General features: G+C 50.7%; 18 protein-coding genes. 17 read left to right on the top strand and 1 reads right to left on the bottom strand.

What is annotated here, in order from left to right:
- Positions 1–10: 10 nt before the first annotated feature.
- The 9 genes from rfbB to LI015_RS17435 all read left to right on the top strand — a co-directional run bounded on the left by rfbB (position 11) and on the right by LI015_RS17435 (position 10822).
- Entirely contained in the window at positions 11–1033 is a 1023-nt protein-coding gene (rfbB, locus tag LI015_RS17395) for a dTDP-glucose 4,6-dehydratase (protein WP_002568333.1), read from the top strand.
- Between the two features lie 115 nt (positions 1034–1148).
- Positions 1149–2009: a dTDP-4-dehydrorhamnose reductase gene (gene rfbD, locus LI015_RS17400; RefSeq protein WP_007037641.1), complete on the top strand. Its 861-nt coding sequence runs from the start codon at positions 1149–1151 to the stop codon at positions 2007–2009.
- Positions 2010–2083: 74 nt separating this feature from the next.
- Positions 2084–3436, top strand: a complete 1353-nt coding sequence (gene glmM / locus LI015_RS17405; RefSeq protein ID WP_002568331.1) for a phosphoglucosamine mutase — start codon at positions 2084–2086, stop codon at positions 3434–3436.
- Positions 3437–3949: 513 nt separating this feature from the next.
- A complete protein-coding gene (gene leuA / locus LI015_RS17410; RefSeq protein ID WP_002568330.1) occupies positions 3950–5617 on the top strand; it encodes a 2-isopropylmalate synthase in 1668 nt (555 codons plus the stop codon).
- A 414-nt stretch (positions 5618–6031) separates the two neighbouring features.
- Positions 6032–7177 carry a M24 family metallopeptidase gene (locus LI015_RS17415; RefSeq protein ID WP_002568329.1) on the top strand — a complete coding sequence of 382 codons (1146 nt, stop codon included), beginning with the start codon at positions 6032–6034 and terminating at the stop codon, positions 7175–7177.
- A gap of 17 nt (positions 7178–7194) precedes the next feature.
- Complete coding sequence (locus LI015_RS17420) at positions 7195–8313, top strand: TRAP transporter substrate-binding protein (protein WP_227125819.1); 1119 nt, start codon at positions 7195–7197, stop codon at positions 8311–8313.
- A gap of 16 nt (positions 8314–8329) precedes the next feature.
- Positions 8330–8803, top strand: coding sequence for a TRAP transporter small permease (locus LI015_RS17425; protein ID WP_002568327.1), 474 nt, complete (start codon positions 8330–8332; stop codon positions 8801–8803).
- Positions 8804–8832: 29 nt separating this feature from the next.
- Complete coding sequence (locus LI015_RS17430) at positions 8833–10107, top strand: TRAP transporter large permease (RefSeq protein WP_002568326.1); 1275 nt, start codon at positions 8833–8835, stop codon at positions 10105–10107.
- A gap of 28 nt (positions 10108–10135) precedes the next feature.
- Complete coding sequence (locus LI015_RS17435) at positions 10136–10822, top strand: IclR family transcriptional regulator (protein ID WP_002568325.1); 687 nt, start codon at positions 10136–10138, stop codon at positions 10820–10822.
- 151 nt (positions 10823–10973) lie between these two features.
- On the opposite strand, the gene LI015_RS17440 is transcribed toward LI015_RS17435, so the two are convergent.
- Positions 10974–12626 (bottom strand): hypothetical protein, encoded by a 1653-nt coding sequence (locus LI015_RS17440; RefSeq protein ID WP_002568324.1) that lies wholly within the window; start codon positions 12624–12626, stop codon positions 10974–10976.
- Between the two features lie 185 nt (positions 12627–12811).
- Here LI015_RS17440 and LI015_RS17445 point away from each other — a divergent pair, with 185 nt between their 5' ends.
- The 8 genes from LI015_RS17445 to LI015_RS17480 all read left to right on the top strand — a co-directional run bounded on the left by LI015_RS17445 (position 12812) and on the right by LI015_RS17480 (position 24695).
- Complete coding sequence (locus LI015_RS17445) at positions 12812–13600, top strand: TraX family protein (protein WP_002568323.1); 789 nt, start codon at positions 12812–12814, stop codon at positions 13598–13600.
- Between the two features lie 98 nt (positions 13601–13698).
- Positions 13699–14424, top strand: a complete 726-nt coding sequence (gene treR, locus LI015_RS17450) for a trehalose operon repressor (RefSeq protein WP_002568322.1) — start codon at positions 13699–13701, stop codon at positions 14422–14424.
- A gap of 196 nt (positions 14425–14620) precedes the next feature.
- On the top strand, positions 14621–16564 hold the full coding sequence (gene treP, locus LI015_RS17455) for a PTS system trehalose-specific EIIBC component (protein WP_117625675.1): 1944 nt from the start codon (positions 14621–14623) through the stop codon (positions 16562–16564).
- Between the two features lie 65 nt (positions 16565–16629).
- The gene (gene treC, locus LI015_RS17460) at positions 16630–18276 is read left to right on the top strand and encodes an alpha,alpha-phosphotrehalase (protein ID WP_227125821.1); all 1647 of its coding nucleotides are present in this window, start codon (positions 16630–16632) and stop codon (positions 18274–18276) included.
- Between the two features lie 99 nt (positions 18277–18375).
- A complete protein-coding gene (locus LI015_RS17465) occupies positions 18376–21210 on the top strand; it encodes an ATP-binding protein (RefSeq protein ID WP_227125829.1) in 2835 nt (944 codons plus the stop codon).
- Between the two features lie 219 nt (positions 21211–21429).
- On the top strand, positions 21430–22530 hold the full coding sequence (gene glf, locus LI015_RS17470) for a UDP-galactopyranose mutase (protein ID WP_227125831.1): 1101 nt from the start codon (positions 21430–21432) through the stop codon (positions 22528–22530).
- A gap of 33 nt (positions 22531–22563) precedes the next feature.
- Entirely contained in the window at positions 22564–23661 is a 1098-nt protein-coding gene (locus LI015_RS17475; protein ID WP_002570297.1) for an acyltransferase family protein, read from the top strand.
- Entirely contained in the window at positions 23658–24695 is a 1038-nt protein-coding gene (locus LI015_RS17480; RefSeq protein WP_227125871.1) for a glycosyltransferase family 2 protein, read from the top strand. The genes LI015_RS17475 and LI015_RS17480 overlap by 4 nt, the downstream gene beginning before the upstream one ends.
- Positions 24696–24716 lie beyond the last annotated feature (21 nt).

The raw sequence follows: 24716 nt of genomic DNA on the forward strand, positions 1-24716 counted from the left end.
GAAAATATACATGAAAATTATTGTAACCGGCGGAGCCGGCTTTATCGGCAGCAACTTTGTACACCACATGGTAAATAAATACCCGGATTATGAAATTATCAACCTGGACCTGCTGACCTATGCGGGCAACCTGGAAAACTTAAAGCCGGTAGAGGACAAGCCTAACTACAAATTTGTAAAGGGCGACATTGCCGACCGGAAATTTATATTTGAACTGTTTGAGAAGGAAAAGCCGGACGTGGTGGTAAACTTTGCGGCCGAGAGCCATGTGGACCGCTCCATTACAGACCCGGAGGCCTTTGTCAGGACCAACGTCATGGGAACCACAACCCTTCTGGACGCCTGCCGCACCTACGGCATCAAGCGCTACCATCAGGTTTCCACTGATGAGGTGTACGGCGACCTGCCTCTTGACAGACCGGACCTTTTCTTTACAGAGGAAACGCCTCTGCACACCTCCAGCCCTTATTCCTCATCCAAGGCAAGCGCTGATTTGTTCGTGCTGGCGTACCACAGGACCTACGGCCTGCCGGTGACCGTGTCCAGGTGTTCCAACAACTACGGCCCTTATCATTTCCCGGAGAAGCTGATTCCCCTTATTATCAGCCGCGCCCTGGCAGATGAGGAGCTTCCTGTATACGGCACAGGGGAGAACGTGCGCGACTGGCTCCATGTGGCGGATCACTGCCAGGCCATTGACCTGGTTATCCACAAGGGACGCGAGGGGGAAGTCTATAACATCGGCGGGCATAATGAGCGCACCAACCTGGAAGTGGTAAAGACCATTCTGAAGGCACTTGATAAGCCTGAGAGCCTGATTAAGTTCGTGACAGACCGTCCCGGCCATGACATGCGCTATGCCATTGACCCGACCAAGATAGAAACAGAGCTGGGATGGAAGCCAACGTATAATTTTGATACAGGAATTGAGCAGACCATCCGGTGGTACCTGGACAACCAGGACTGGTGGAAGAATATACTGAGCGGCGAGTACAGCAATTATTTCGATAAGATGTACGGCAGCCGCCTGTAGGTAAACATGTGGCTGACGGAGGAGGGAAATGCCCTGGAGCACGTTTGTGAGACGTGTCCGTTTCGGGAATTCCTGTCCTTCGCCGGCCATTATTAAGAACGGAGGTAAATGGATTATGAAAGTTCTGGTAACAGGTGTAAAAGGCCAGCTGGGCCATGACGTGATGGATGAACTGGCCCTTCGCGGCATTGAGGGATTCGGTGTGGACGTGGAGGAAATGGATATCACGGACCGCACAGCGTGTGAAACTGTGATTTCTCAGGAAAAACCAGACGCAGTTATCCACTGTGCAGCATATACTGCAGTAGATGCTGCAGAAGATAACCTGGAACTGTGCCGTAAAATCAATGCTGAGGGGACACGCAATATAGCCAGGGTCTGCAAGGCCATGGATATCAAGATGATGTACATCAGCACGGACTATGTGTTTAATGGCGGCGGTGAACGGCCATGGGAGCCCGATGATCACAGAGAACCCCTTAATGTGTACGGACTGACAAAGTATGAGGGCGAGATTGCGGTGGAGCAGAATGTACAGAAGTATTTCATTGTGCGCATCGCGTGGGTATTTGGCGTCAACGGCAAGAACTTCATTAAGACCATGCTCCGTCTGGGGAAGGAGAAGGGGGCTGTATCCGTTGTAAATGACCAGATTGGTTCCCCCACATATACCTACGACCTGGCCCGCCTTCTGGTGGATATGATTCAGACAGACAAGTACGGGCGCTACCATGCCACCAACGAGGGGCTGTGCAGCTGGTATGAGTTTGCGTGTGAGATATTCCGCCAGGCCGGCATGGATGAGGTGAAGGTGACCCCTGTGGATTCAGACGGTTTCCCTGCCAAGGCAAAGCGGCCCTCCAACAGCCGTATGAGTAAGGAAAAGCTGACGGAGAACGGCTTTGAACGTCTGCCCTCATGGCAGAATGCGCTGGAGCGTTACCTGAAGGCTCTTAAGGACAACGGGATGGCATAAACCGGGGGCGGAACGGCTGCGGCAAAGGCATGTAACGGGGGCTTTAATAACAAGACAGGGAGGAATGAATAACAATGGGAAAATATTTTGGGACAGACGGCTTCCGCGGTGAGGCCAATGTGGACCTGACCGTGGAGCACGCCTACAAGGTAGGCCGTTTCCTGGGCTGGTACTATGGACAGAAGACGCCGGATGAGCGCTGCAGGGTGGTTATCGGAAAGGATACCAGACGCAGCAGCTACATGTTTGAATATTCCCTGGTGGCGGGGCTGACAGCCTCAGGCGCGGATGTATATCTGCTGCATGTCACCACCACCCCCAGCGTGTCCTATGTGGTGCGCACCGAGGGATTTAACTGCGGAATTATGATTTCTGCCAGCCACAACCCATTTTACGACAACGGCATCAAGGTCATCAACGAGAAGGGCGAGAAGCTAGAAGAGTCCGTTATCCTGGAGGTTGAGAAATATCTCGATGGGGAGATGGGAGAGATCCCGCTGGCAAAAAGGGAACATATTGGCCGGACCGTGGACTTTGCAGCTGGCCGCAACCGCTATATCGGATACCTTATATCCATTGCCACCCGTTCCTTCAAGAACATGAAGGTGGCCCTGGACTGTTCCAACGGAAGCGCGTCCGCCATTGCCAAAAACGTGTTTGACGCCCTGGGTGCGGAGACACATGTGATGAACAATGAGCCCAACGGACTGAACATCAATACGGACTGCGGCTCCACCCATATCGAACATCTCCAGAAGTTTGTGGCAGATGAGAAATGCGATATAGGATTTGCCTATGACGGCGATGCGGACCGGTGCATTGCGGTTGATAAGAACGGCCGCGTGGTGGACGGGGACAGCATCATGTACATCTGCGGCAAATACATGAAGGAGCAGGGAAGCCTGTTCAATAATACGGTAGTCACCACCATCATGTCCAATTTCGGATTATATAAGGCATTTGACCGGGAAGGCATTGCCTATGTGAAGACGGCGGTGGGGGACAAATATGTGTATGAGAACATGGCCGCCACCGGGCACTGTCTGGGCGGAGAGCAGTCCGGTCATATTATATTCAGCAAACATGCCACCACAGGAGACGGAATCCTTACCTCCCTAAAGGTGATGGAGGTGGTGCTGGAGAAAAAGCAGCCCCTTGATAAGCTGGCTTCTGAGGTGGAGATTTACCCTCAGGTACTTAAGAATGTGCGGGTAAAGGATAAAAAGACAGCCCAGGATGACGAGGCAGTGCAGGCTGAGGTGGCCAGGGTGACCAGGAGCCTGGGCAGCGACGGAAGAATCCTGCTGCGCCAGTCAGGAACCGAGCCGGTGGTACGCGTCATGGTGGAGGCGCCTGATATCCAGACCTGCGAGACATATGTGGACCAGGTAATCCAGGTTATGAAGGACCGGGGGCATTGCATTTAGGGCCGTATGCAAGGTGCTGTGAACCATTCCCTGAAAATGAAAGAGGGAGTCTTGGAGTACATTTTATGAAACAGAGGAATAAAAGCCATAACTATTGAGAATAGTCAACCGGCGACTCCTTATTGTCAGTTATTTTGAAATGTGCTATAATTAGATAACGTTGCTAAGAGGACAACAGAAATCCCGGAGCGCCGTGCTCCGGGATTTCTGCATTTACCGTATGGCCCTGACAGGGGCGTGGGTCCTTACGGCCAGCGATTTTCAGAGCAAAGGAATGATGTGAAATGGGGCTGAACCAGTAAGAGTCGTGCTGTTCATCATCCGTCATTACGGTGTTATTGAGCGACTGCCCGGAATGGGCTGAGGACACAAGTGAAGTTTCAAAACAGGAGTGAAGATACAAATATCACCTTAAAGTGGAACAGGACACCGTATGAAGTGAGATTGGAATATGGACGGAACCAGGCGTTTTCAGGCGCCTGAAATCAGATGAACAGAATGGAGGAATGAATTATGTTAAATTATCAAAGATATAAGAGGGTCCCTGTGGTGGATTTCCCGGAGCGCACATGGCCGAATAAGGAGATTATGAAGGCTCCCATATGGTGCAGCGTGGACTTAAGGGACGGCAACCAGGCCCTTGTGGAGCCTATGGTGGTGGAGGAGAAGGTGGAGATGTTCAACCTTCTTGTGAAGCTGGGCTTTAAGGAGATCGAGGTTGGCTTTCCTGCCGCATCACAGATTGAGTATGATTTCTTACGCACCCTGGTGGAGCGCAAGCTCATCCCGGATGACGTGGAGGTCCAGGTGCTGGTGCAGTGCCGCGAGCATCTGATTAAGAGGACCTTTGAGGCCCTTGAAGGTGTTAAGAAGGCCATTGTACATATCTACAATTCCACATCCACCTTACAGAGGGATGTGGTATTCCATAAGGACAGGGAAGATATAAAGGACATAGCCGTCATAGGAACCAAGATGGTCCAGCGGTATATGGCTGACTGCGATACCCAGATTCGTCTGGAGTATTCCCCTGAGAGCTTTACCGGCACAGAGCTGGATTTTGCCCTTGATATCTGTACAGCGGTGCAGGAGACCTGGGGCGCCACCAGGGAAAATCCCATTATCATTAATCTCCCGTCCACAGTGGAGATGACCACCCCTAATGTGTATGCGGACCAGATCGAATGGATGAATACACATTTTAAGAACAGGGAAAGCATTATATTAAGCATCCATCCCCACAATGACAGGGGAGAGGGTGTGGCTTCCACAGAACTGGCCCTCCTTGCAGGAGCCGACAGGGTGGAGGGTACTCTTTTCGGCAACGGGGAACGTACCGGTAATGTGGACATACTGACAGTTGCATATAATATGTTTTCACAGGGAATCAACCCTGAACTTAACATTGAGAATATCCGTGAGATTGCAGATGTATGTGAGCGCTGCACCAAGATGGATATTCCGCCCAGACATCCCTATGCAGGCAAGCTGGTGTTCACTGCATTTTCCGGTTCCCATCAGGATGCCATCAACAAGGGTATGCAGGCCCTTCATGAGAGAAACGGACAGTACTGGGAGGTTCCATATCTTCCTATCGATCCCAGCGATATCGGCAGGGAGTACGAGCCAATCGTGCGTATCAACAGCCAGTCCGGAAAGGGCGGCGTGGCCTTTGTCATGGATACCTTCTATGGTTTCAAGCTGCCAAAGGGTATGCACAAGGAATTCGCAGATGTCATCCAGAAGATTTCCGAGCAGCAGGGTGAGGTTGCACCTGAGCAGATCATGGAGGAATTCAAGAAGAACTACCTGGAGCGCAAGGAACCCATGCACTTCAGAAAATGCCGCATAACCGATACGGAGACAGGAGACGGCGAGTTTGCAACACTGGCTAAGGTGACTTACTCAGATCACGGTATTGAGAAGACATTTGAGGGCGTTGGAAACGGACCTATTGATGCTGTTCAGAGAGGCATGGAGGATGCCCTCGGCATCCAGATTAAGGTTCTGGACTACAGTGAGCACGCATTGGCATCCGGTTCCGGTGCAGAGGCTGCTTCCTACATCCATCTGGTAGACCAGGTGACAGGCAAGGCCACCTACGGCGTGGGTATCAGCTCCAACATCACAAGGGCTTCCCTCCGCGGCATATTCAGTGCGGTGAACAGACTGTTCTATTAATTGGCAGCTGATATTGGGTATGTTATATTGGATGTGAAGGTGTTACATTAATTAAGGATTGCAGGACCGGCCTTTTGGGGCCGGTCCTTTTTTGAGGAGCACCGGGGACTACATGTTCCAATGCAAAAGACAGCGGGGAGTGTACTAAAACTGGTTTTAAAATCTGATTATTAAGTATCATTATATGATAGACGGCAGGTTCTTCGGAATCTGCTTTTTATTTGCTCTGATTTTTGGTGGAAGGGGGAGAATTCCTTGATAAATAAAGAGATTTAGTAAATGAAAAGCTGGAAAAAACGTATATACGAACGATTGCGGCATCAAATAAATTGAAATCAGCTTATGGCAATGATATAATATAAGTACAATATTTAGAACGGCGTTCGTAAATACAAATATATCAGGAGGTGTTGTATGGGAGGGTATACAGGTATACCTGTGCCTATTTTTGAGAAACGTATTCAGATAATTGCGCAATATGTTCGCGGTAATCATCTGGATGGGGCATTTATTTTTTCAGATGAGTACAGGGCGGGATTTACGACTTATTTTTCTGACTATAAACCAATCAATGTAATTGAGGAATCTCCTCAGGGAGTATTTGTGACTCCGGAAGGGAAAGTGACATTATTTCTGGGGGCCATCAATTCCCAATCGGCCAGAAGAGTGTCCTGGATTGCGGATATCCGGAATATTGAGACACTGTCCGATTATTTTAAAGGACTCAGGGATAAGAAGGGAGGACCTCTGCTCATCGGACTGAGCGGACAGGACCTGCTTCCCGTAAAGTATTTTAAGCGTCTTAATGGCTGGCTGGTAGGAAATGATTATGTGGACATGGATGACAAGCTCACTGAGATGAGGGCTGTGAAGGAACCGGAGGAAATTGAGCTGGCCAGATACGCAGCGCACATAGGTGATATGTCTCTGAAAGCCTGCGTAGAGAAGATGAGGGAGTCAGAGGTAACGGAGATTGACCTGTGCGCTACGGCTGAATATGTGATGAAATCTAATGGCTGTGATTTAAGCTGCGCCACGGTGCTGTCCTCAGGCATGAATACTGAGGTACCTACATGGAGGCCCACTCATAAGCGGATAGAAGATGGAGAGGCGGTAATCATTGATGTGGCTCCTGCATACAAGGGCTATGCAACGGATGTAGCTGTAACGGTAATCAATGGAAAAGCCACGGACGGTCAGAAAGCCATTTTAAAGGCATCCAGAGATGCGGTCGTTCAGTCCATTGAATGTTTAAGGCCAGGGGAACCAGCTTCCCGGATCTATGAGATGTTTCTGCATTATGCCAGAAAAAACCATGTGGAAGAGTATTTCGAACCATATGCGAAGGGGCTTAGAGCAGTGGGACACAGCATCGGGCTGGACTGTGTGGAAAGGCCTAATCTGGATGATGACGCTTCATTCATCATGGTTCCAGGTATGACGCTTGCCACTAAGTTTGACCTTCACGGAATGGAGTGGGGTGGACTTAGGATCGAGACCGTTATGTTGGTTGAAGAGAATGCGTGTGTTTCGTTGAACCGTTATTTGTACGATTTATAACGAGGGAGGAAGGGAATATGACGAGAAGATTTTTATGGGGATTATTGGCAGTTGTCATGGCATTTGGAACAGCCGGATGCGGGGCAAAAGAAACACCTGCACCAGCAACTGTATCCGGGCAGCCAGCAGGAGCGGAAAAGACGGGGGGAGAGAAAAATGCAGGAGGAGAGGCAGTGACAGAGACATCTGCGTCTCAGAGTGCAAAAGATGACGGCAAGACATATACCATCAGAATTGCCATTGTATCCAGCGACAGTCATCTGCATAATACTGTGCTGAATGAATGGGCACAGGAGGCAAAGGAAAAGACCAACGGGCGGCTGATTCTTAAAGTAATGGGAAGCAGCCAGCTGGGAGGAGAGAGAGACTATGTGGAGGGAATGCAGCTTGGCAATATAGAGATGGCCCAGGTTTCAAGCGCAGCCGTCAACGGTTTTCTCAATGATTTCTCGCTGCTGTCATTTCCGTATTTTTTCAAGGATTACGCGGAGATGGAGAAGGTGTTTAACGGACCGATGGGAGACGAATTGTTTGCTGAACTCGAAGGAATCGGTATAAAAGGCCTTACATGGTTTTCGAATGGTTTTAGAAACGTGTATACCAAGAATACTCCGGTGACCACTCCGGCAGATATGAAGGGATTGAAGATACGTGTCATGGAGAGCGATGTAATGATAGCAACCCTGAATGCAATGGGTGCTTCAGGAACACCGATGGCGTACAGTGAGCTGTATTCAGCTATTCAACAGGGTGTAATGGACGGAGCGGAAAATGCTCTGGGAAATATTTATTCAGACGGATACTATGAGATATGCAAAAATGTGTCTTTAACGGAACATTTCGCGCCTCCCGGAGTAGTGGCTATCAGCCAGAAGTCATATGATTCCCTTCCTGATGATCTTAAAGAATACCTGACTGAATCCGCAATACGCTTTGGCAAAATGGAACGTGAGATGGACGAGAAGCTTCAGGAGGAGATGAAGGAGAAGCTGGAGGAAAAAGGTGTTCAGATTAACGAGGTGGATAAACAGAGTTTTATTGACGCTACGGCTTCTGTTTATACGGAATACGCAGGCGGAATCAGCGATACTGTGAAAGTGCTGGCAGAAGAGGAATTGGGAAAATCATTCAATTAACGTGAGGGGGAGGAAAATGAAAATTCTTATAAAGGCAGCAGATTTTGTCGTTGCATTTCTTCTCACAATAGCAGCCTCCTCTATGATCATATCCATGTTTTTGCAGGTGGTATTCCGGTTTGTATTCAATTCGCCTCTGTATTGGACGGAAGAGCTGTCCCGCTATTCCTTTATCTATATTGTATTCATAGGCGCAGCGTGGGCCGGGAAACAGGGAATGCACCTGGGAGTTGATTATTTTACTTCCAAACTACCGGAACAGGCGGTGAGGCGGCTGGCGGTAATCATAGATCTGCTTGTTTTGGTATTTTCCGCTGTGATTGTCATTGTGGGGGCGCAGGTAATACCGATTAATTTCAAACAGTTTTCCCCTGCGCTCAATGTTCCTATGGGAGCAGTGTACGCGGCAATACCGATGGGATTTTTGCTGCTGTTTATATACTATCTGGATCATCTGATGGAAGACTTAGGAATGCGGAGACAGCTGTAAAGGCTGTCTCCGGGAGGAGGAGGGTAAACGTGCTCGTTATACTTGCGTCTATATTTATCATACTGCTTGTTTTGGGAATGCCAATTGCATTTACCATGGGCATCGCCTGTCTGGGGACGGTTGTATACTCCCAAATGCCCCTCAATATGCTTATAACCAGGATGTTCAGTGCCACGGATTCATTTTCGCTGATGGCGGTTCCGTTTTTTATCCTTGCAGGAGAGCTTATGAACGAGGCGGATCTGACGGATAGGATATTGAATCTGGCCCGTGCGCTGGTAGGTTTTTTAAGGGGAGGCCTGGCTATTGTCAACATCCTGGCCAGCGTTTTGTTTGCAGGGTTGTCCGGTTCAGCCACGGCAGATACAGCTGCCCTGGGTTCTCTGGAGATTCCGATGATGGTCAAGGATGGCTATTCAAAGGAATTCAGCGTGGCGGTAACAGTGGCATCCTCTACTATTGGCCCCATTATACCACCCAGTGTCATGCTTGTGATGTATGCGGTGATTGCCAGCGTAAATATTACTAAGATACTGATTGCCGGAATTGTACCCGGGATTCTGATGGCCTTGGCCATGAGTGTTGCCGTATACTTTATCAGCCTCAAACGCGGATATGGTACAGCTGGGACATTTTCTCTTAAAAATATAGGTAAAGCTGCAAAGCAGGCAGTCATCCCGATGCTGATGCCGATCATTATTATGGGTGGAATCCTGTCAGGAATTTTCACGGCCACAGAGGCCGGTGTGGTGGCAGTGGTATATGCGTTTATTATCGGGATATTTGTGTATAAAACCATTAAATTAAAGGATATCCCGAGGATACTGGTAAAGGGGGCTGCCACAACTGCTGTATCCCTCTTTATAATCGCCATGGCGTCCATATTCAGCTGGTTCCTGGCATGGGAGAGTTTTCCGGAGACCGTGGTAAATGTGATGCAGGCCCTGACTTCTAATGGGACAGTGGCCCTGTGTATGGTGATTTTGTTTCTGTTCGTACTGGGACTTTTTGTGGAGGGAATCCCTGTGTTGATTGTATTTGCGCCCATCCTGGTACCGGCCATGGAAGCCTATGGGATTGACACGCTGTATTTCGGTATTGTGCTGGTGCTCACCGTGTTGGTGGGTTCCATCACCCCGCCTGTGGGGAGTTTATTGTATTTGGGCTCCTCTATCGCCAAAACTACGGTCTCAAAGGCAGGTAAAGAGGTATGGATATTCGTGGCGATGATTATGTCGGTAATTGGGCTTCTTGTGATTTTTCCACAGATTGTTTTGTTTTTGCCTGATTTATTGTATAATTAAGTCAATATACGAAGGATAAGGGTGAAACATGAACAGGACTGTGTTAAGAACGGTGGAGATATTGGAGATAATTTCCAAGCATGGCGAAATATCACTGGCAGATTTAGTGAAGATAACAGGATATCCAAAGACCAGCGTGTATGATATCCTGCACGCCCTGGAAGAGCGCGCCATGATATACAGGTGCACAGATAAGGTCTGTTACGGCATTGGGTTCCGTGCATATGCCATCGGGCGTTCCTACTCGAAGAATTCGGATCTGCTGAGCAATTCTTACCAGTGTATGAAGGCTCTGGCAGAGGATATTGGAAAGGCGGTACTATTAGGCAAGATAGACGGTGAAAAGATTCTCTATATTGCAAAATGTGAGCCTAAGCATCCGGTTGTCATGACGCCGTCCATCGGAGACGAGGAACCGATCAAGAACACGGCATTTGCCAAAATAGCCGAAGTGTTCACACATCATGAAAAGAAAATATGCCAGCTGTCGAAGGAGGAGAAGAACCGCATCAGGACGGAGAAACTTGCTTCCTACGGATTAGACGGCCCCGGTCCCTTTTATAACATTGCCAGTCCGATTTACAATTTCGAGACAAGGCTGTCAGGGGTGGTCGGCGTGTTTGGTGTGAAGGAGGTAGGAGTGGACTATTCAGAGGAGCTGAAGAAGGTTCGGGAGTGCGCCGGGAAGATTTCTGAGCGATTAGGATTTATCTAAAGCAGGAACTCCAGATACAAAAAAGACGGGACTGAACAAGGAATCATTTCGATTACCTTATGTTCAGTACCGTCTTTTTGATTTATTTGTGCTTAACCTGTCTGCGGCAGGTCTGCGCCAGTCTCTGGGAGGATCGTCATATGACTGCCCGTTACTGCCCGGACTGGTCAAATTCCAGATTGTCAAAGGACGACGCGGAGCAGATTCCGGACGGATCATCCATGTACTCCAGGGCCACTTTGTCTCCTGGCTGGGTCAGGGCCAGCTCGTTACTCAGGTCATAGGACACGGTGAAGATATAGTCCTGTTTTTCCTCCAGTATCAGTTTATAGGTGACAGTATTGTCTATGGTTTCACTGGCAATGCGCAGGACAGTGCCCTCCTCCTTGGAAATGGTCTGGCCGGTGGTAATGTTCACTCCGGCGTTTCCGCGCACCTGGCGGAAATTGCGCAGGGCGCTGTCAATGGTCTCTCCGGTTCCCACATTGGTATAGTTGGAGACAGACACAAAGGCGTACTGTTTAATCAGGCCCGCATTATCCTTTAAGGTCATGAAGTAGGTGGGCTGTCCGTCCAGATTGATAATCATTGGGAAGGAGGCCCGGTAGCCAAACTGCTGGACTTTTCCTTCCGCAGAGCTCTGGGCTGCCATTTCAGTTGCGCCGCTCATCTGGTAGATGTTGGATTCCTTGGTCACCATGTCCACCAGTATGAAGCCAATGGCTGATTCATCGGATCCCACGCTGGTTAGGCCTGTGAACAGGTAACAGCGGGCGCCGTTATAGATGATGATATCACCCTGGCTGGGGCGGAATTTGTCCTGGTTGGAGAAGTTGAAAATGCCGTGCACATAGACACCCTGGTTCTGTATCTGCTGCATTACAAAATTCTCAGGCTGTACGCGGTCCACCCAATCCGGCAGTGTGGCGATGGTATAATGGGTGGTCTCTCCTGTGGTGGCATTGACCGTCAGTACTCCGTCGGCCTCCGGCAGGTTAAAGAGCCAGCGGTTTTGATAGGAGGTAATGACCCAGTAAGGAACGCCGTCATCATCCAGCTCAAAGGAATAGTCTGTAAGACCTTTAAAGAGTCCGCCGCCAAAGAAGCGCACATGGCGGTTTAAGTCGTCTAACAGGTAGGCGTTGGCCTGGTATTTGATTTTATAGTCTGTTACCAGGGTTACGTCGCTGACATCACTGGCCGACACCACGATATAACCCGCGGAGCCGTCCATGTTTTTAAGCCATTTGAAGAAGCCGGAATGCTCCAGGGGAACGACCCATACCAGTTTTCCGTCTACCTTCTGGATGACAGGGGTACCCAGGATGACCTGGCTTCCCAGGCCGGGATTTTCGCCCACCTTCTTATCGGCCAGCTCTCTTGCCAGACTCTTGTCCACGATTGGAAGCTGGTCCAAAGCAAGGGGCTGTACCGTATCCGTGAATTCTGATACGGCCGGGACGCCTAACTGGTCCCTGTAGGCCTTGTAATTAAAAAGGGGCATGGACAGGATGGAAACGCCAAAATACAGTACCCAAAGGATGGCGAGAAGGACGAAGCCCCTTTTATAACCCCTTACACTTTTGTCAATGCTGATCTGCGGGCGGCCGTATTCATTGGCACCTACCCGGACACTGCCCAGGGCTACGAAAAAGTTCAGCACCACATAGCAGCTGATGATGAAACACCATGAAAATGCCCCATCCGGATACAGGGGATTCAGATTGGGCCCCTGGAAAATGATCAAAATAAAAAAGATGGCGGTAAGCGCCAGGTTTAACAAGAATTGTGTCTTTTTCTTCATAAAATCCTCCATTTCTTAACATCTTTTTAGCAGAAGTCTTATAGAGCATTATATATCATGTGGAAATAAATACAAGGGGGAAAAGCTGGTGGCTTCATAAAGAATGTGTGAAGAAAATACTTTGCAAACCAATCACCCGGTGATAAGATAAATAGATAGATTAGATATAAGGAAGGAATGAAGGCATGCCGTTCAGCAGAAAGAAACCGGAAATACAGGTAGGATTAAGCGGTACCGCCCTGAAATATATTGCCATGGCCACCATGCTTGCGGACCATATTGGAGCTGTGCTGCTGGAACGGATTGTATACTACCGGGGGAACCTGGAACAGGTCGCCATGCTCATGACATCCCAATGGGGGGATACCCTTTATTGGCTGTGGCGGATGCTCAGAACAGTTGGGAGGATTGCATTTCCCATTTACTGCTTTTTGCTGGTGGAGGGATTCCTTCATACAAGGGACTGGCGCAGATACTGGCTCAGGATGGCTGCGTTTGCGCTTATCTCGGAAATTCCTTTCCGCCTGGCTGTGTGGAATACGTGGGCCGGGGGAAGCAGCAACGTGTACGTTGAGTTGGCAATCGGGCTGCTGGTGCTCCGGGGCCTGAAACAGAGCGAGGGCTTAACACAGCCGCGCCGCGCCGCCGGGATGGCGGCCGTAATCGGAGGCGGATGTCTGGCCGCTGTGTTTTTGAAGGCGGATTACGACATGGATGGGATACTGATTATCTCATTGTTTTATCTCCTGCGGGAGAAGCGCATTGTCCAGGTGATGTCCGGCGGTATCCTGTCTTTACTGGAATCCTGGAATATATGTTATGGGGCAGGGATTCTGTCTGCTGTTCCCCTGTATTTTTACAACGGAAAAAAGGGACAGGCACCATGGAAATACGCCTTCTATTGGTTTTACCCGCTGCATTTAATGGTACTGTTTTTCATACGGCTGTATGTGGTAGGAATTCCTCTCGGATAATTCCGGGGCATGCCGGTTTAAAACGGACAAAACTGTTTTGGTTTGCGCAGGGGATTTATCCGGCAGACCCATTATAAAAAGAGATGTATGAGGTTTATATGGCAAAGACAAAATATAATGAGATTTATATGGCGCTCCGGGAAAAGATGGAGGATGGGACCTACGGGTTCCAGGAACTGCTGCCCTCGGAAAATACCCTGGTAAAAGAGTTTGACTGTTCAAGGAATACCATCCGCCGGGCCATCGGGCAGCTGGCGTCGGAAGGATACGTGCAGAGTATCCACGGCAAGGGAGTGAGAATCATTTACCAGCCCGGACAGCAGCAGTCGGAGTTCATACTGGGCGGCATAGAGAGCCTGAAGGAAGCAGTGGCCAGGAACAGGAAGAACTATACCACCAGGGTGGTCTGTTTCGCGGAGCTGACCGTGGATGAGACCATACAAAGGAGGACCACCTTTCCTGTGGGAGCCCAGATTTATTATATCCAGCGTGTGCGCTGCATTGAGGGGGAAGCCTTAATCATTGACCACAACTATTTCTTAAAGGATGTGGTACGGGACCTGACACCGGAGATCGCGGAGCGTTCCATCTATGAATATATGGAAAAGGACCTGGGTGAAAGCATTGTGACCACCAAGAGGAAAATGACCGTGGAGCGCGTCAACCAGATTGATGAAACGTATCTGGATTTAAAGGATTATAATTGTATGGCAGTGGTGAGCAGCATGACCTATAACAAGGAGGGAGTCATGTTTGAGTTCACCCAGTCCAGGCACAGACCGGACCGGTTCGTATTTTACGATCTGGCCCATCGGACTAAGTAGGTAAATCAAGGCATCGGAGAACAGGGAGCTTCAGGCAAATGTTCGTCCGGTGCTTTTTAGGTACAGAATGTGAAAAACACCGGAAAAAATCAAAATCATCATTGACAAACTTGTTTAAACAAGATATAATCCGAATATAAGGAACTTGTTTAAACAAGATGCTGTTTCGTGGTCAGATTCATAGGAGGTATTGAACGTGGGAAAGTTTACCGGGGATTCAAAGAAACTGTTGGAGTATGTGGGCGGCAGGGAGAATATTGCAGCCGTATCACACTGTGTTACCAGGATGCGCTTTGTGTTAAACGATCCGTCCAAGGCGGATACAGAGGCCATCGAAAGCCTGTCCTCTGCCAAGGGTACATTCACCCAGGCAGGGCAGTTCCAGGTCATAATCGGCAATGAGGTGAGTACCTTTTACAATGATTTTGCGGAGGTGGCAGGCATAGAGGGAGTCTCCAAGGAGGCGGTGAAGAAGGCTGCCATGCAGAACCAGACCCTTATCCAGAGAATCATGAGCAGTCTGGCAGAGATATTTGCGCCCTTGATTCCGGCTATCATTGTAGGCGGTCTGATTCTGGGATTCCGTAATATCATCGGGGAGATTGCCCTGTTTGACGGCGGCACTAAGACACTGACCCAGATATCTGTATTCTGGGCTGGTATCAACAGCTTCCTGTGGCTTATCGGCGAGGCCGTATTCCATTTCCTGCCTGTGTGCATTGTCTGGTCCATCACCAAGAAGATGGGAACGACCCAGGCACTGGGAATCGTTCTGGGAATCACACTGGTGTCGCCCCAGCTGTTAAATGCGTACAGTGTTGCCACCACGGCGGCGGCAGAGATACCAAAGTGGAATTTCGGACTCTTCCAGGTGGATATGATTGGATATCAGGCCCAGGTGCTTCCGGCTGTGCTGGCCGGCTTTACCCTGGTGTACCTGGAGCGGTTCTTCAGAAAAATATGTCCTGCCATGATTTCCATGATTGTGGTCCCCTTCTGCTCCCTGCTGATATCCGTGGCAGTGGCCCACGGCATCCTTGGACCCATTGGCTGGAAGATTGGCGCCGTGATTTCAGACTGTGTGAACGCGGGCCTGACATCCCCCTTTAAGGGCGTGTTTGCCGGTATTTTTGGTTTTTTCTATGCACCTCTTGTAATCACAGGACTGCATCATATGAGCAATGCCATTGACCTCCAGCTGATAGCTGACTTTGGAGGCACCACCCTGTGGCCCATGATTGCCCTGTCCAATATCGCCCAGGGCTCCGCTGTACTGGCCATGATACTTCTCCAGAAGAATGACGCCAAGGCAAAGGAAGTATCCGTACCCGCCTGCATTTCCTGTTACCTGGGTGTAACAGAACCAGCCATGTTTGGTGTGAATCTGAAATACGGTTTTCCATTTATCTGCGCAATGGCCGGATCGGCAGTGGGCGCGGTGCTGTCTGTTGTCAGCGGAATCAAGGCCAATGCCATTGGTGTGGGAGGCATACCGGGCATCCTGTCCATCCAGCCCCAGTACATGGGACTCTTCGCGGCTGCCATGGGACTGGTAATCCTGATTCCGTTCTGCCTGACCTATGCCATAGGAAGGAAGAAGGGGATAGGCGGCGGCCGGGAGAACCAAAATGAGTCCGGCCATGAAGCCAGCCGGGAGGAAAGGAAAGACTCTGCAAGCCAGCCAATCAGGGAATTAAAAGCATATGTATCCGGTGAAGTTATCCCCATGGAAGATGTTCCTGACCAGGTGTTTGCATCCAGGGCACTGGGGGACGGGGTGGCCATTAAACCGGAAGACGGCGTTTTGAGGGCGCCGGCTGACGCCATGGTGGCTGTTGTCATGGAAGAAAGCCTGCATGCCTGCGGACTGGTTCTGGATAACGGCATGGAACTGCTGTTACACATAGGGCTGGATACAGTGGATATGAAGGGAGATGGTTTCAGGGCCTTTGTAAAGCCCGGGGACAGGGTCAGAGCCGGAGAGGAACTGATTGCATTTGACCGTGAGAAGATTGCCGGGGCAGGGCACAGCGACATGGTCATCATGGTCCTTACCAATCCCGGAAATTCAGGAGCTATAAGCTGGCAGACCGGACGAAGGGTAAGGGCTTTGGCGGATGCGGTGGCCAGGATAGATTGAGTCATATAACGGGGCAGATTTGTCGGAGCAGATATGACGGAGCAGATATGAAGGAGGAACCATTTATGGGACATTTTAAGGACAGTACGGTTTACCAGATTTATACCAAGTCCTTTCAGGATACAACAGGAAACGGCCTGGGCGACATACGCGGAGTCATAAGCAGGCTGGACTATTTAAAAGAGCTGGGAATTGATTATATCTGGCTGACACCGTTTTTTAGCTCCCCACTCAATGATAACGGTTACGATGTGGCTGACTACCGGGCAGTTGACCCTGTATTCGGCACCATGGAGGATGTGGAGGAACTGATCTGGGAAGCGGACATAAGGGGCATGGGATGCATGTTTGATATGGTATTTAACCACACATCCACGGAACACCCATGGTTTAAGAAGGCACTTGAGGGCAATCCGGAGTACATGGATTATTATATCTTCAGGGAAGGGAGCCCGGACGCGCCGCCCACCAACTGGCAGTCCAAATTCGGGGGAAATGCCTGGGAGTATGTACCCCGCCTGAAAAAATGGTATCTCCACCTGTTCGATGTAACCCAGGCCGACTTAAACTGGGATAATCCCAGGGTGCGTCAGGAGCTTAAGGAGGTAATCCTGTTCTGGAAGGCCAAGGGAGTGAAGGGATTCCGGTTCGACGTGGTGAATCTGATATCCAAACCGGATATTTTTGAGGATGATCACAAAGGGGATGGCCGCCGCTTCTATACCGACGGGCCCAGGGTACATGAGTATCTCCAGGAGCTGGTGCGGGATACGGGCATAGAGGACATGGTGACAGTGGGAGAGATGTCCTCCACCACCCTGGATAACTGTATCCGCTACAGCAGGCCGGAGGACCGGGAGTTATCCATGTGCTTTAACTTCCATCACCTGAAGGTGGACTACAGGGACGGGGATAAGTGGAAACTGACGGAGCCTGACCTGGTCCGGCTTAAACAGCTGTTCATGGAGTGGCAGGAAGGCATGGAGCGGGAAAACGGCTGGAATGCCGTGTTCTGGTGCAACCACGACCAGCCCAGAGCCATATCACGGTTCGGGGATGACGGCCGATACTGGAAGGAATCTGCCAAAATGCTGGCAACGGTCATCCACATGTTCCGCGGGACGCCGTATGTATACCAGGGGGAAGAGCTGGGGATGACCAACCCGCATTACGGGGATATTTCCCAGTACCGGGATGTTGAAAGCATTAACTATTACCGTATCCTGACAGAGCAGGGAATCACCGGGGAGGAAGCGCTGAAGGTGCTGGCTGCCCGTTCCAGAGATAACGGCCGGACGCCCATGCAGTGGGACGGCAGCCGATATGCCGGATTTTCACAGGGGGAGCCGTGGATAGGCATACCGGAGAACCATTCTTATATCAATGCCCAGGCAGAGGCAGCGGATTCCGTCTCCATATTGAATTATTACAAGAGGCTGATTGCCCTGAGGAAAGAATATAAAGTCATATCAGAAGGGGAGATTGAATTCATATACAGGGAACATCCTCAGGTGCTGGCGTACAGGCGCACCTATCAGGGTCAGGAACTTGTAGTGCTGGCCAATATGAAGGCTTCTGCTGCGGATTTGGGAGAAAAACCGGAGCTTGAAGGCTGCCGGCAGCTGATAGGCAACTACGGGGAAGCGGATTGCGGACAGACATTGGAACAACTGAAGCCTTATGAATGCAGGGTATATATAAGGACATTGTGATATAAGAAGAGGCGCGGGTGCGGTATTGCAGGGACTGTGTTTTGTTATTTGCTTGTCATGTCAGGGTGGTTCTGTGTATAATAGAGGAAAGGCGGCGAAATGGGACGCACAGAGGGCGGAAGAAAATTCCGGCCTGAGAAAGGAATGGCCTCTATGCAGGATTACTTTACGGATAAAGGGAAGACAGACATTCTGCGCAGCACCCGCACAGGACTGTGGGAAATCATACTCTGTCAGGGCAGGGAGCCTGTCATGCACGCGGACAGTGTCATGCTGGAACTTCTGGGGCTGGACGCTGCGCCGGCACCGGAGGAGTGCTACCAGGTATGGTATAACAGAATCCAGGATGAATACAAAGGAGCTGTGCAGGAGACCGTGTCCAAGGCGATTGCCAGTACCCGGGCAGAGGTGCAGGAAGTCCAGTATAAATGGAACCATCCCCTGTGGGGGCCTATATCCGTGCGGTGCGGCGGCATGAAGGATCAGGAATGGGAGGATGGAATCCGCCTGCGGGGATACCACCAGAACATCACGGATACCATCATGTTCCAGAAGGAATATGATGCGGTCATCCAGACCCTGAGCGGACGCTACAGGGGAATCCTGCTGTGCGATTTAAGGGACGGCTCCTATAAGATAATCAAGGCTGCGGAGGATTTCAAGGATAATCTGACGAAATATACGGATTTCAGGGAATTTCTCCGCGGATATTCACGGTCCTGCATCAGACCGGAATTCAGAAACAGGATTGAACGGTTTGCGGAATATGAATATATACAGGAACAGTTCCTGTCAGGGGAAAAGCAGATAGAGGAATTGTACCGTATCCGAAGCGGAAGCTGGCAGCGGGTTATGGCCATACCGTTTGCGCCTGAATCCGACTTAAAAGCCAGAGCTATCCTGGCATTTGACATACAGGACGGCGAGGTGGAGAAACGGATGGACGAGGTAACGGCCAGAGTGGCTGTATCCACGATTTATACTCTTGTCCTGAGCCTGGACCCAACAAGTCAGGAGTACAGCTGCCTCCATTACATGGGAGACCGGCTGAAGATAGCGCCTAAGGGAATGCTCAGCGAATTACTCAGCCAGGTGATGCCGTCCCTTCCCCGGGAGGACAAAGAAAAGCTTGAACAGATCTGTTCTCCTGACAGCTACAGGGACACAGAATCCCTGGAGGGCATTCTGAGAATCCGGGACCGGGACCGGAAGCTTCATTATTACCGTTACTATGGGGTTCCCATCCATATGGAACTGGGCGACCGGATTCTCATAACAGGGCGGAATATTGATGCCAGGCAGGAGGTGGAGCTGCGGGAGAGCGTGCTGACCAACCTGTGCCAGTGCTACTATTCCATCTATCTGTTTGATTTGGAGCACGATATAGAGGAGGCAATCTGGCAGGAGGAAATCATTCGCAGGCGCCAGGAATTTCCCAAGGGTTCCATGGCTGTGTATTATGAGAAATTCGTCCGCTGTCATGTCTATGAGGAGGACCAGGAAAAGATGCGGCGGGTTGGAAGCCCGGAGTTTCTGAGGACGAACCTTACACCGGAGCAGCCGGTGTACGATGTGGATTTCCGCCGGGTATATCCGGACGGTATAAGATGGGTGAGGTCCAGGTTCAGCATTGCGGAGACCGCAGACGGCGTTGTCACCAAGGTCATTTTCGCCAATATGGGCATTGATGAGCAGAAGCGCAAGGAGCTGGAGGAGGAAGCTGAGAATAAGAAAAGCCTGTTTGCAGCATACGAATCAGCCACCATGGCCAACGAGGCCAAAAGTAATTTCCTGGCCCGGATGTCCCATGACATACGCACGCCCATGAACGCAATCATAGGGATGACGGCGCTTGCAGCATCCCACACAGACCAGCCGGAGCGGGTAAGGGACTGCCTGGAAAAAATCAGCATCTCCAGCAGCCATCTGCTGTCCCTGATTAATGAGATACTGGATATGTCCAGAATCGAGAAGGGGAAGCTGGAACTTTTGGAGGAACCCTTTCATCTGGAAACCATGCTGGATAACATATATTCCATCATCAAGCCCACTGCCATGGAGAAAAACCATGACATAACCTTCAGCCGGAAGGGTGTGATCCATGAGTCGCTTATAGGGGACGCCAACCGGGTGAAGCAGGTGCTTTTAAACCTGATTACCAACGCGGTGAAATACACGCCGGACAACGGAATCATCCGAGTGACGACCGAGGAAGTCCCCATGGGGAAAGCGGGGTGGGCCTGCTACCGGTTTGTGGTGGAGGACAACGGCATCGGCATGTCAGAGGAATATATGAAGCAGGTGTTTGAACCATTTTCCAGGGCCGTCGTGCCTGTGGTGCAGGAGCAGCAGGGAACCGGCCTGGGCATGTCCATTGCCCATGGCATAGTGTCCACCATGCAGGGGGACATACATGTCGAGAGCAGGGAGGGGGAGGGAAGCAGTTTTACAGTCACCCTGAATTTCAGAATCCAGGGAAAGGAACAGGAAAGGGCAGGAGATATGAGAGACTGCATCCGGGATGATGACATGGACTGTGCTTCCCTGGCGGGAAGGCGGATTCTCCTGGTGGAGGACAATGCCCTTAACATGGAAATTGCCAGGGCCATACTCTGTGAACACGGCCTGGAAGTGGATGGGGCAGAAAACGGACAGGAAGCATATGAGCGCTTCACCTCCTCAGCACCAGGTACATATGAGGCAGTGCTCATGGACCTGCAGATGCCGGTGATGGACGGCTGCACCGCAGCCCGCATGATCCGGGCAAGCAGCCACCCCCAGGCCCGAACCATCCCCATTATTGCCCTGACTGCCAATGCCTTTGCCGAGGATGTGGCAAAGGCACTGACCAGCGGAATGAATTACCACATAGCAAAACCCATTGATTTTCACCAGCTGTTTCATGCGCTGAAACAATTCATGACCACCAGCTAACCGGGACGCGGAACAAAGACATGGCATCCAGTCTTTATAAATGAGGGATGCCATTGTCTTTGTTCCGTGTTTTTGTGTACGTCCGTTTATGTTTCATGGTTTCCTGCGGGTCCGGGACCTTGCGGGGGCGGCAGGGGACATAATCCATTTACATTTCCCGTGAAACATAGTACAATTGTGAAAGCAAAGAGAGCGAGAAGCAAAGGAGCATATCCGGATATGAAAAAATATGATTATATATTAGTGGGAAGCGGTCTGTATGCAGGCGTGTTTGCCTGGTACGCCAGAAAGAACAAAAAGCGCTGTCTGGTGGTGGAGAAGAGGAACCACATAGGCGGAAACGTGTACTGTGAGGACGTTGAGGGCATCCATGTGCACAAGTACGGCGCCCATATCTTTCATACGGGCAACCGTAAGGTGTGGGAATTTGTGAATTCCCTGGCGGAGTTTAACCGCTATACCAACAGCCCGGTGGCCAATTATAAAGGCCAGATGTACAACATGCCGTTTAATATGAATACCTTCAGCCGCATGTGGGGCATATCCACACCGGATGAGGCGAAGGCCATCATCGAGAAGCAGAGGGCGGAGATTACTGGCGAGCCGAAGAACCTGGAGGAACAGGCCATCCGTCTGGTGGGAAGGGAATTGTACGAGAAATTAATTAAGGGGTATACGGAAAAGCAGTGGGGCAGGGACTGCAAGGAGCTTCCGGCCTTTATCATCAAACGTATACCTGTGCGGTATATCTATGACAACAATTATTTCAATGATCCCTATCAGGGAATTCCCATAGGGGGATATAATGTCATAGTGGAGAAGCTGTTTGAGGGCTGTGATATAGAGACTTCGGCGGATTACCTGGAAAACAGGGAACACTATGACAGCCTGGGAGAGACCGTGGTATACACAGGCACCATTGACGCATTTTACGGCTACCGGTTCGGCAAGCTGGAGTACCGCAGCCTGCGTTTTGAGTCCCAGGTTCTGGACCGGGAAAACCACCAGGGAGTGGCGGTGGTGAATTACACGGACCGCGACACGCCCTATACCAGGGTAATCGAGCACAAGCATTTTGAGTTCGGCACACAGCCAAAGACAGTGATTACCAGGGAGTATCCGGTGAGCTGGCAGGAGGGCATGGAACCCTACTATCCGGTGAATGACCAGAAAAACCAGGAGCTGTACCGGAGGTATGAGGAACTGGCCAGGGCGGAATCCCATGTATTGTTTGGCGGCCGCCTGGGAGAATATAAGTACTACGACATGGACAAGGTAATCGAGTCTGCCATGAACAGGGCAGAGGAGATTTTCGGATAAGACAGGACAAAGGACAGGAAGGATATACGGCAGATGACTAAGACACAGGACCGCCAGGTCTATCTGGATGTGGCAAAGGGCATGGGAATGCTGGGAGTGGTAGCCAGCCATTGTCTGGTGGAGACCAGCCTAGGCATACTCTCTGACTGGTACGGCTTCTTTATGCTGGCTGTTTTTTATGTCTATACAGGATGGCGGTATGCGCTGCGTTACGGGAAGGAAAGGACAGGTATATCCAGCCGGGAGATGGCAGGAAAAAGGCTTATATCCCTGGGAATTCCGTATGTGTGCTACAGCGTGCTGTTTATTTTCTCTCGGATATTCCTGGTGTGGCCCCAGCAGTATACCTTCCTGGTACTTATGTCCGACATCTATTATACGGGCACATTGGTGGGGTTAGAGACACTGTGGTTCCTTCCCAGTATGTTCATAGCGGAGCTGCTGTTTAACATGATATACGGCAGCCGCAGGAAAATGGGGATTGCAGCCTGTCTGGCCGGGGCGGCCAGTGTGTGCCTCATCCTCTATATCAATGGTTCCAGACAGGATACCACTCTGTGGCGCGTCATACATCTGCCGATTATGGTGTATATCAAGGGCCTGGTGGGCTTCCTGCTGGCCCTGGGGGGTACATTTGCCTGTGACGCGTGGCAGAAGGCATCCATGTACTTAAAGGGCCGGGCTGGTTTGGCGGCTGCCTTTCTGCTCATGTGCTTGGGCATTGTCCTGACGGTTTTGATTCCGGGGTGTGATTTTAATTTTCTGACCATGGAAAATCCGGTATCCTGGATTCTGACCGCCTGGTTTTCCTCTGTCACCATCCTGATGTTTGGGGAGCGGGTGTCTGCCTGCGGAGGCAGCTGGAAGGAATGGCGGATTTTCAGCCGGGTTCTTGTGCCGTTCTTTACATATTACGGAACACATTCCCTGACTGTCATGTGTACCCATCTGGTTCCGGTCATTGCATTTTTTAAGGTGGCGGCAGGCAGAATGATGTATCCGGGAGTATTAGGCAGTACGCCCTGGGATATCCTGCTTTTTGCCCTGGTGCTGGCAGTGGAGCCTGGGGTGGTGCGTCTGATTGAGACACGGCTGCCATGGATGAATGGAAGGAAGAAACGCTCAAAATGATTACGGTACTGATGGCTTCTTATAATGGAAGCAGATATATAAGGCAGCAGCTGGATTCCATACTGGCACAGGATGAGGAGGACGTCCGTATCCTGGTGTCGGATGACTGTTCCTCGGACGGCTCCAGGGAACTGCTGAAGGAATATGAGGCAAGCCGGGGGGACCGGGTGCTGGTGCTTTTACGGAAGGAGCCGTCCGGAGGAGCAGCTGTCCATTTCCTGAAGCTCCTTAAGCTGATGGCGGATGCAGCCCATGGTCCGGAGGAGCAGCCTCAGCATGGGAGCCTGCTGCCAGAGTATGAGATGACAAAAAGCCAGCTGGCCCATCTGGGGCTTCTGGCCGGGGCGGATTATTTTATGCTGAGCGACCAGGACGATGTCTGGATGCCCCAAAAGGCGCGGATGCTGTCTGATAAGATGAAAGAAATGGAACGGAAACCGGGCCGTGGCAATGTTCCTCTTTTGGTGCATTCAGACCTGACCGTGGCGAATGAGGCTTTGCGGCCCATAGCGGACAGCTTTTTCCGGTATCAGAAAATTTCCCCGGAACGCACCAGCCTGCCCCAGCTTCTGGTACAGAACAATGTGACCGGAGGCGCCGTGATGGTCAGCCGCAGTATGCTGCCTTATCTAAAGGAGATTCCCGGGGTCTGCCTTATGCACGATGCATGGCTGGCCCTTATCGCGTCCTGCTTTGGAGAGATAGGATGGGTGGACAGGCCCCTGTACTATTACAGGCAGCATGGCGGCAATACCCTGGGAGCTGAGAAGGGAGACAGCCTGGATTCTGTCAGGACACGGGTAAAGGACGGAAGCAGCGCCAGAGAGAATTACAGGAGGATGTTTGGTCAGGCGGACAGCTTTTACCATATGTTTTACAGCCGTCTGAACCGGGAACAGCAGGAAACACTGGAGGCTTTCATAAGACTGCCCCGCTGCGGCCGGCTGGGAAAAATGGGACTGATTGTGAAGTACGGCTTTACCAAGAACACGCTGGTGCGTACACTGGGGCAGATGCTGTTCATTGGGGACTGACCGGGAGCCTGTTTCAAAGGT

This window comes from Enterocloster sp. 210928-DFI.2.20 (assembly GCF_020554465.1).
Classification (GTDB): domain Bacteria; phylum Bacillota; class Clostridia; order Lachnospirales; family Lachnospiraceae; genus Enterocloster; species Enterocloster bolteae.

Coding starts and splice junctions, on each gene's coding strand:
- rfbB (WP_002568333.1), top strand. CDS start 11: ATGAAAATTATTGTAACCGGCGGAGCCGGCTTTATCGGCAGCAACTTT.
- rfbD (WP_007037641.1), top strand. CDS start 1,149: ATGAAAGTTCTGGTAACAGGTGTAAAAGGCCAGCTGGGCCATGACGTG.
- glmM (WP_002568331.1), top strand. CDS start 2,084: ATGGGAAAATATTTTGGGACAGACGGCTTCCGCGGTGAGGCCAATGTG.
- leuA (WP_002568330.1), top strand. CDS start 3,950: ATGTTAAATTATCAAAGATATAAGAGGGTCCCTGTGGTGGATTTCCCG.
- LI015_RS17415 (WP_002568329.1), top strand. CDS start 6,032: ATGGGAGGGTATACAGGTATACCTGTGCCTATTTTTGAGAAACGTATT.
- LI015_RS17420 (WP_227125819.1), top strand. CDS start 7,195: ATGACGAGAAGATTTTTATGGGGATTATTGGCAGTTGTCATGGCATTT.
- LI015_RS17425 (WP_002568327.1), top strand. CDS start 8,330: ATGAAAATTCTTATAAAGGCAGCAGATTTTGTCGTTGCATTTCTTCTC.
- LI015_RS17435 (WP_002568325.1), top strand. CDS start 10,136: ATGAACAGGACTGTGTTAAGAACGGTGGAGATATTGGAGATAATTTCC.
- LI015_RS17440 (WP_002568324.1), bottom strand. CDS start 12,626: ATGAAGAAAAAGACACAATTCTTGTTAAACCTGGCGCTTACCGCCATC.
- LI015_RS17445 (WP_002568323.1), top strand. CDS start 12,812: ATGCCGTTCAGCAGAAAGAAACCGGAAATACAGGTAGGATTAAGCGGT.
- treR (WP_002568322.1), top strand. CDS start 13,699: ATGGCAAAGACAAAATATAATGAGATTTATATGGCGCTCCGGGAAAAG.
- treC (WP_227125821.1), top strand. CDS start 16,630: ATGGGACATTTTAAGGACAGTACGGTTTACCAGATTTATACCAAGTCC.
- LI015_RS17465 (WP_227125829.1), top strand. CDS start 18,376: ATGGGACGCACAGAGGGCGGAAGAAAATTCCGGCCTGAGAAAGGAATG.
- glf (WP_227125831.1), top strand. CDS start 21,430: ATGAAAAAATATGATTATATATTAGTGGGAAGCGGTCTGTATGCAGGC.
- LI015_RS17475 (WP_002570297.1), top strand. CDS start 22,564: ATGACTAAGACACAGGACCGCCAGGTCTATCTGGATGTGGCAAAGGGC.
- LI015_RS17480 (WP_227125871.1), top strand. CDS start 23,658: ATGATTACGGTACTGATGGCTTCTTATAATGGAAGCAGATATATAAGG.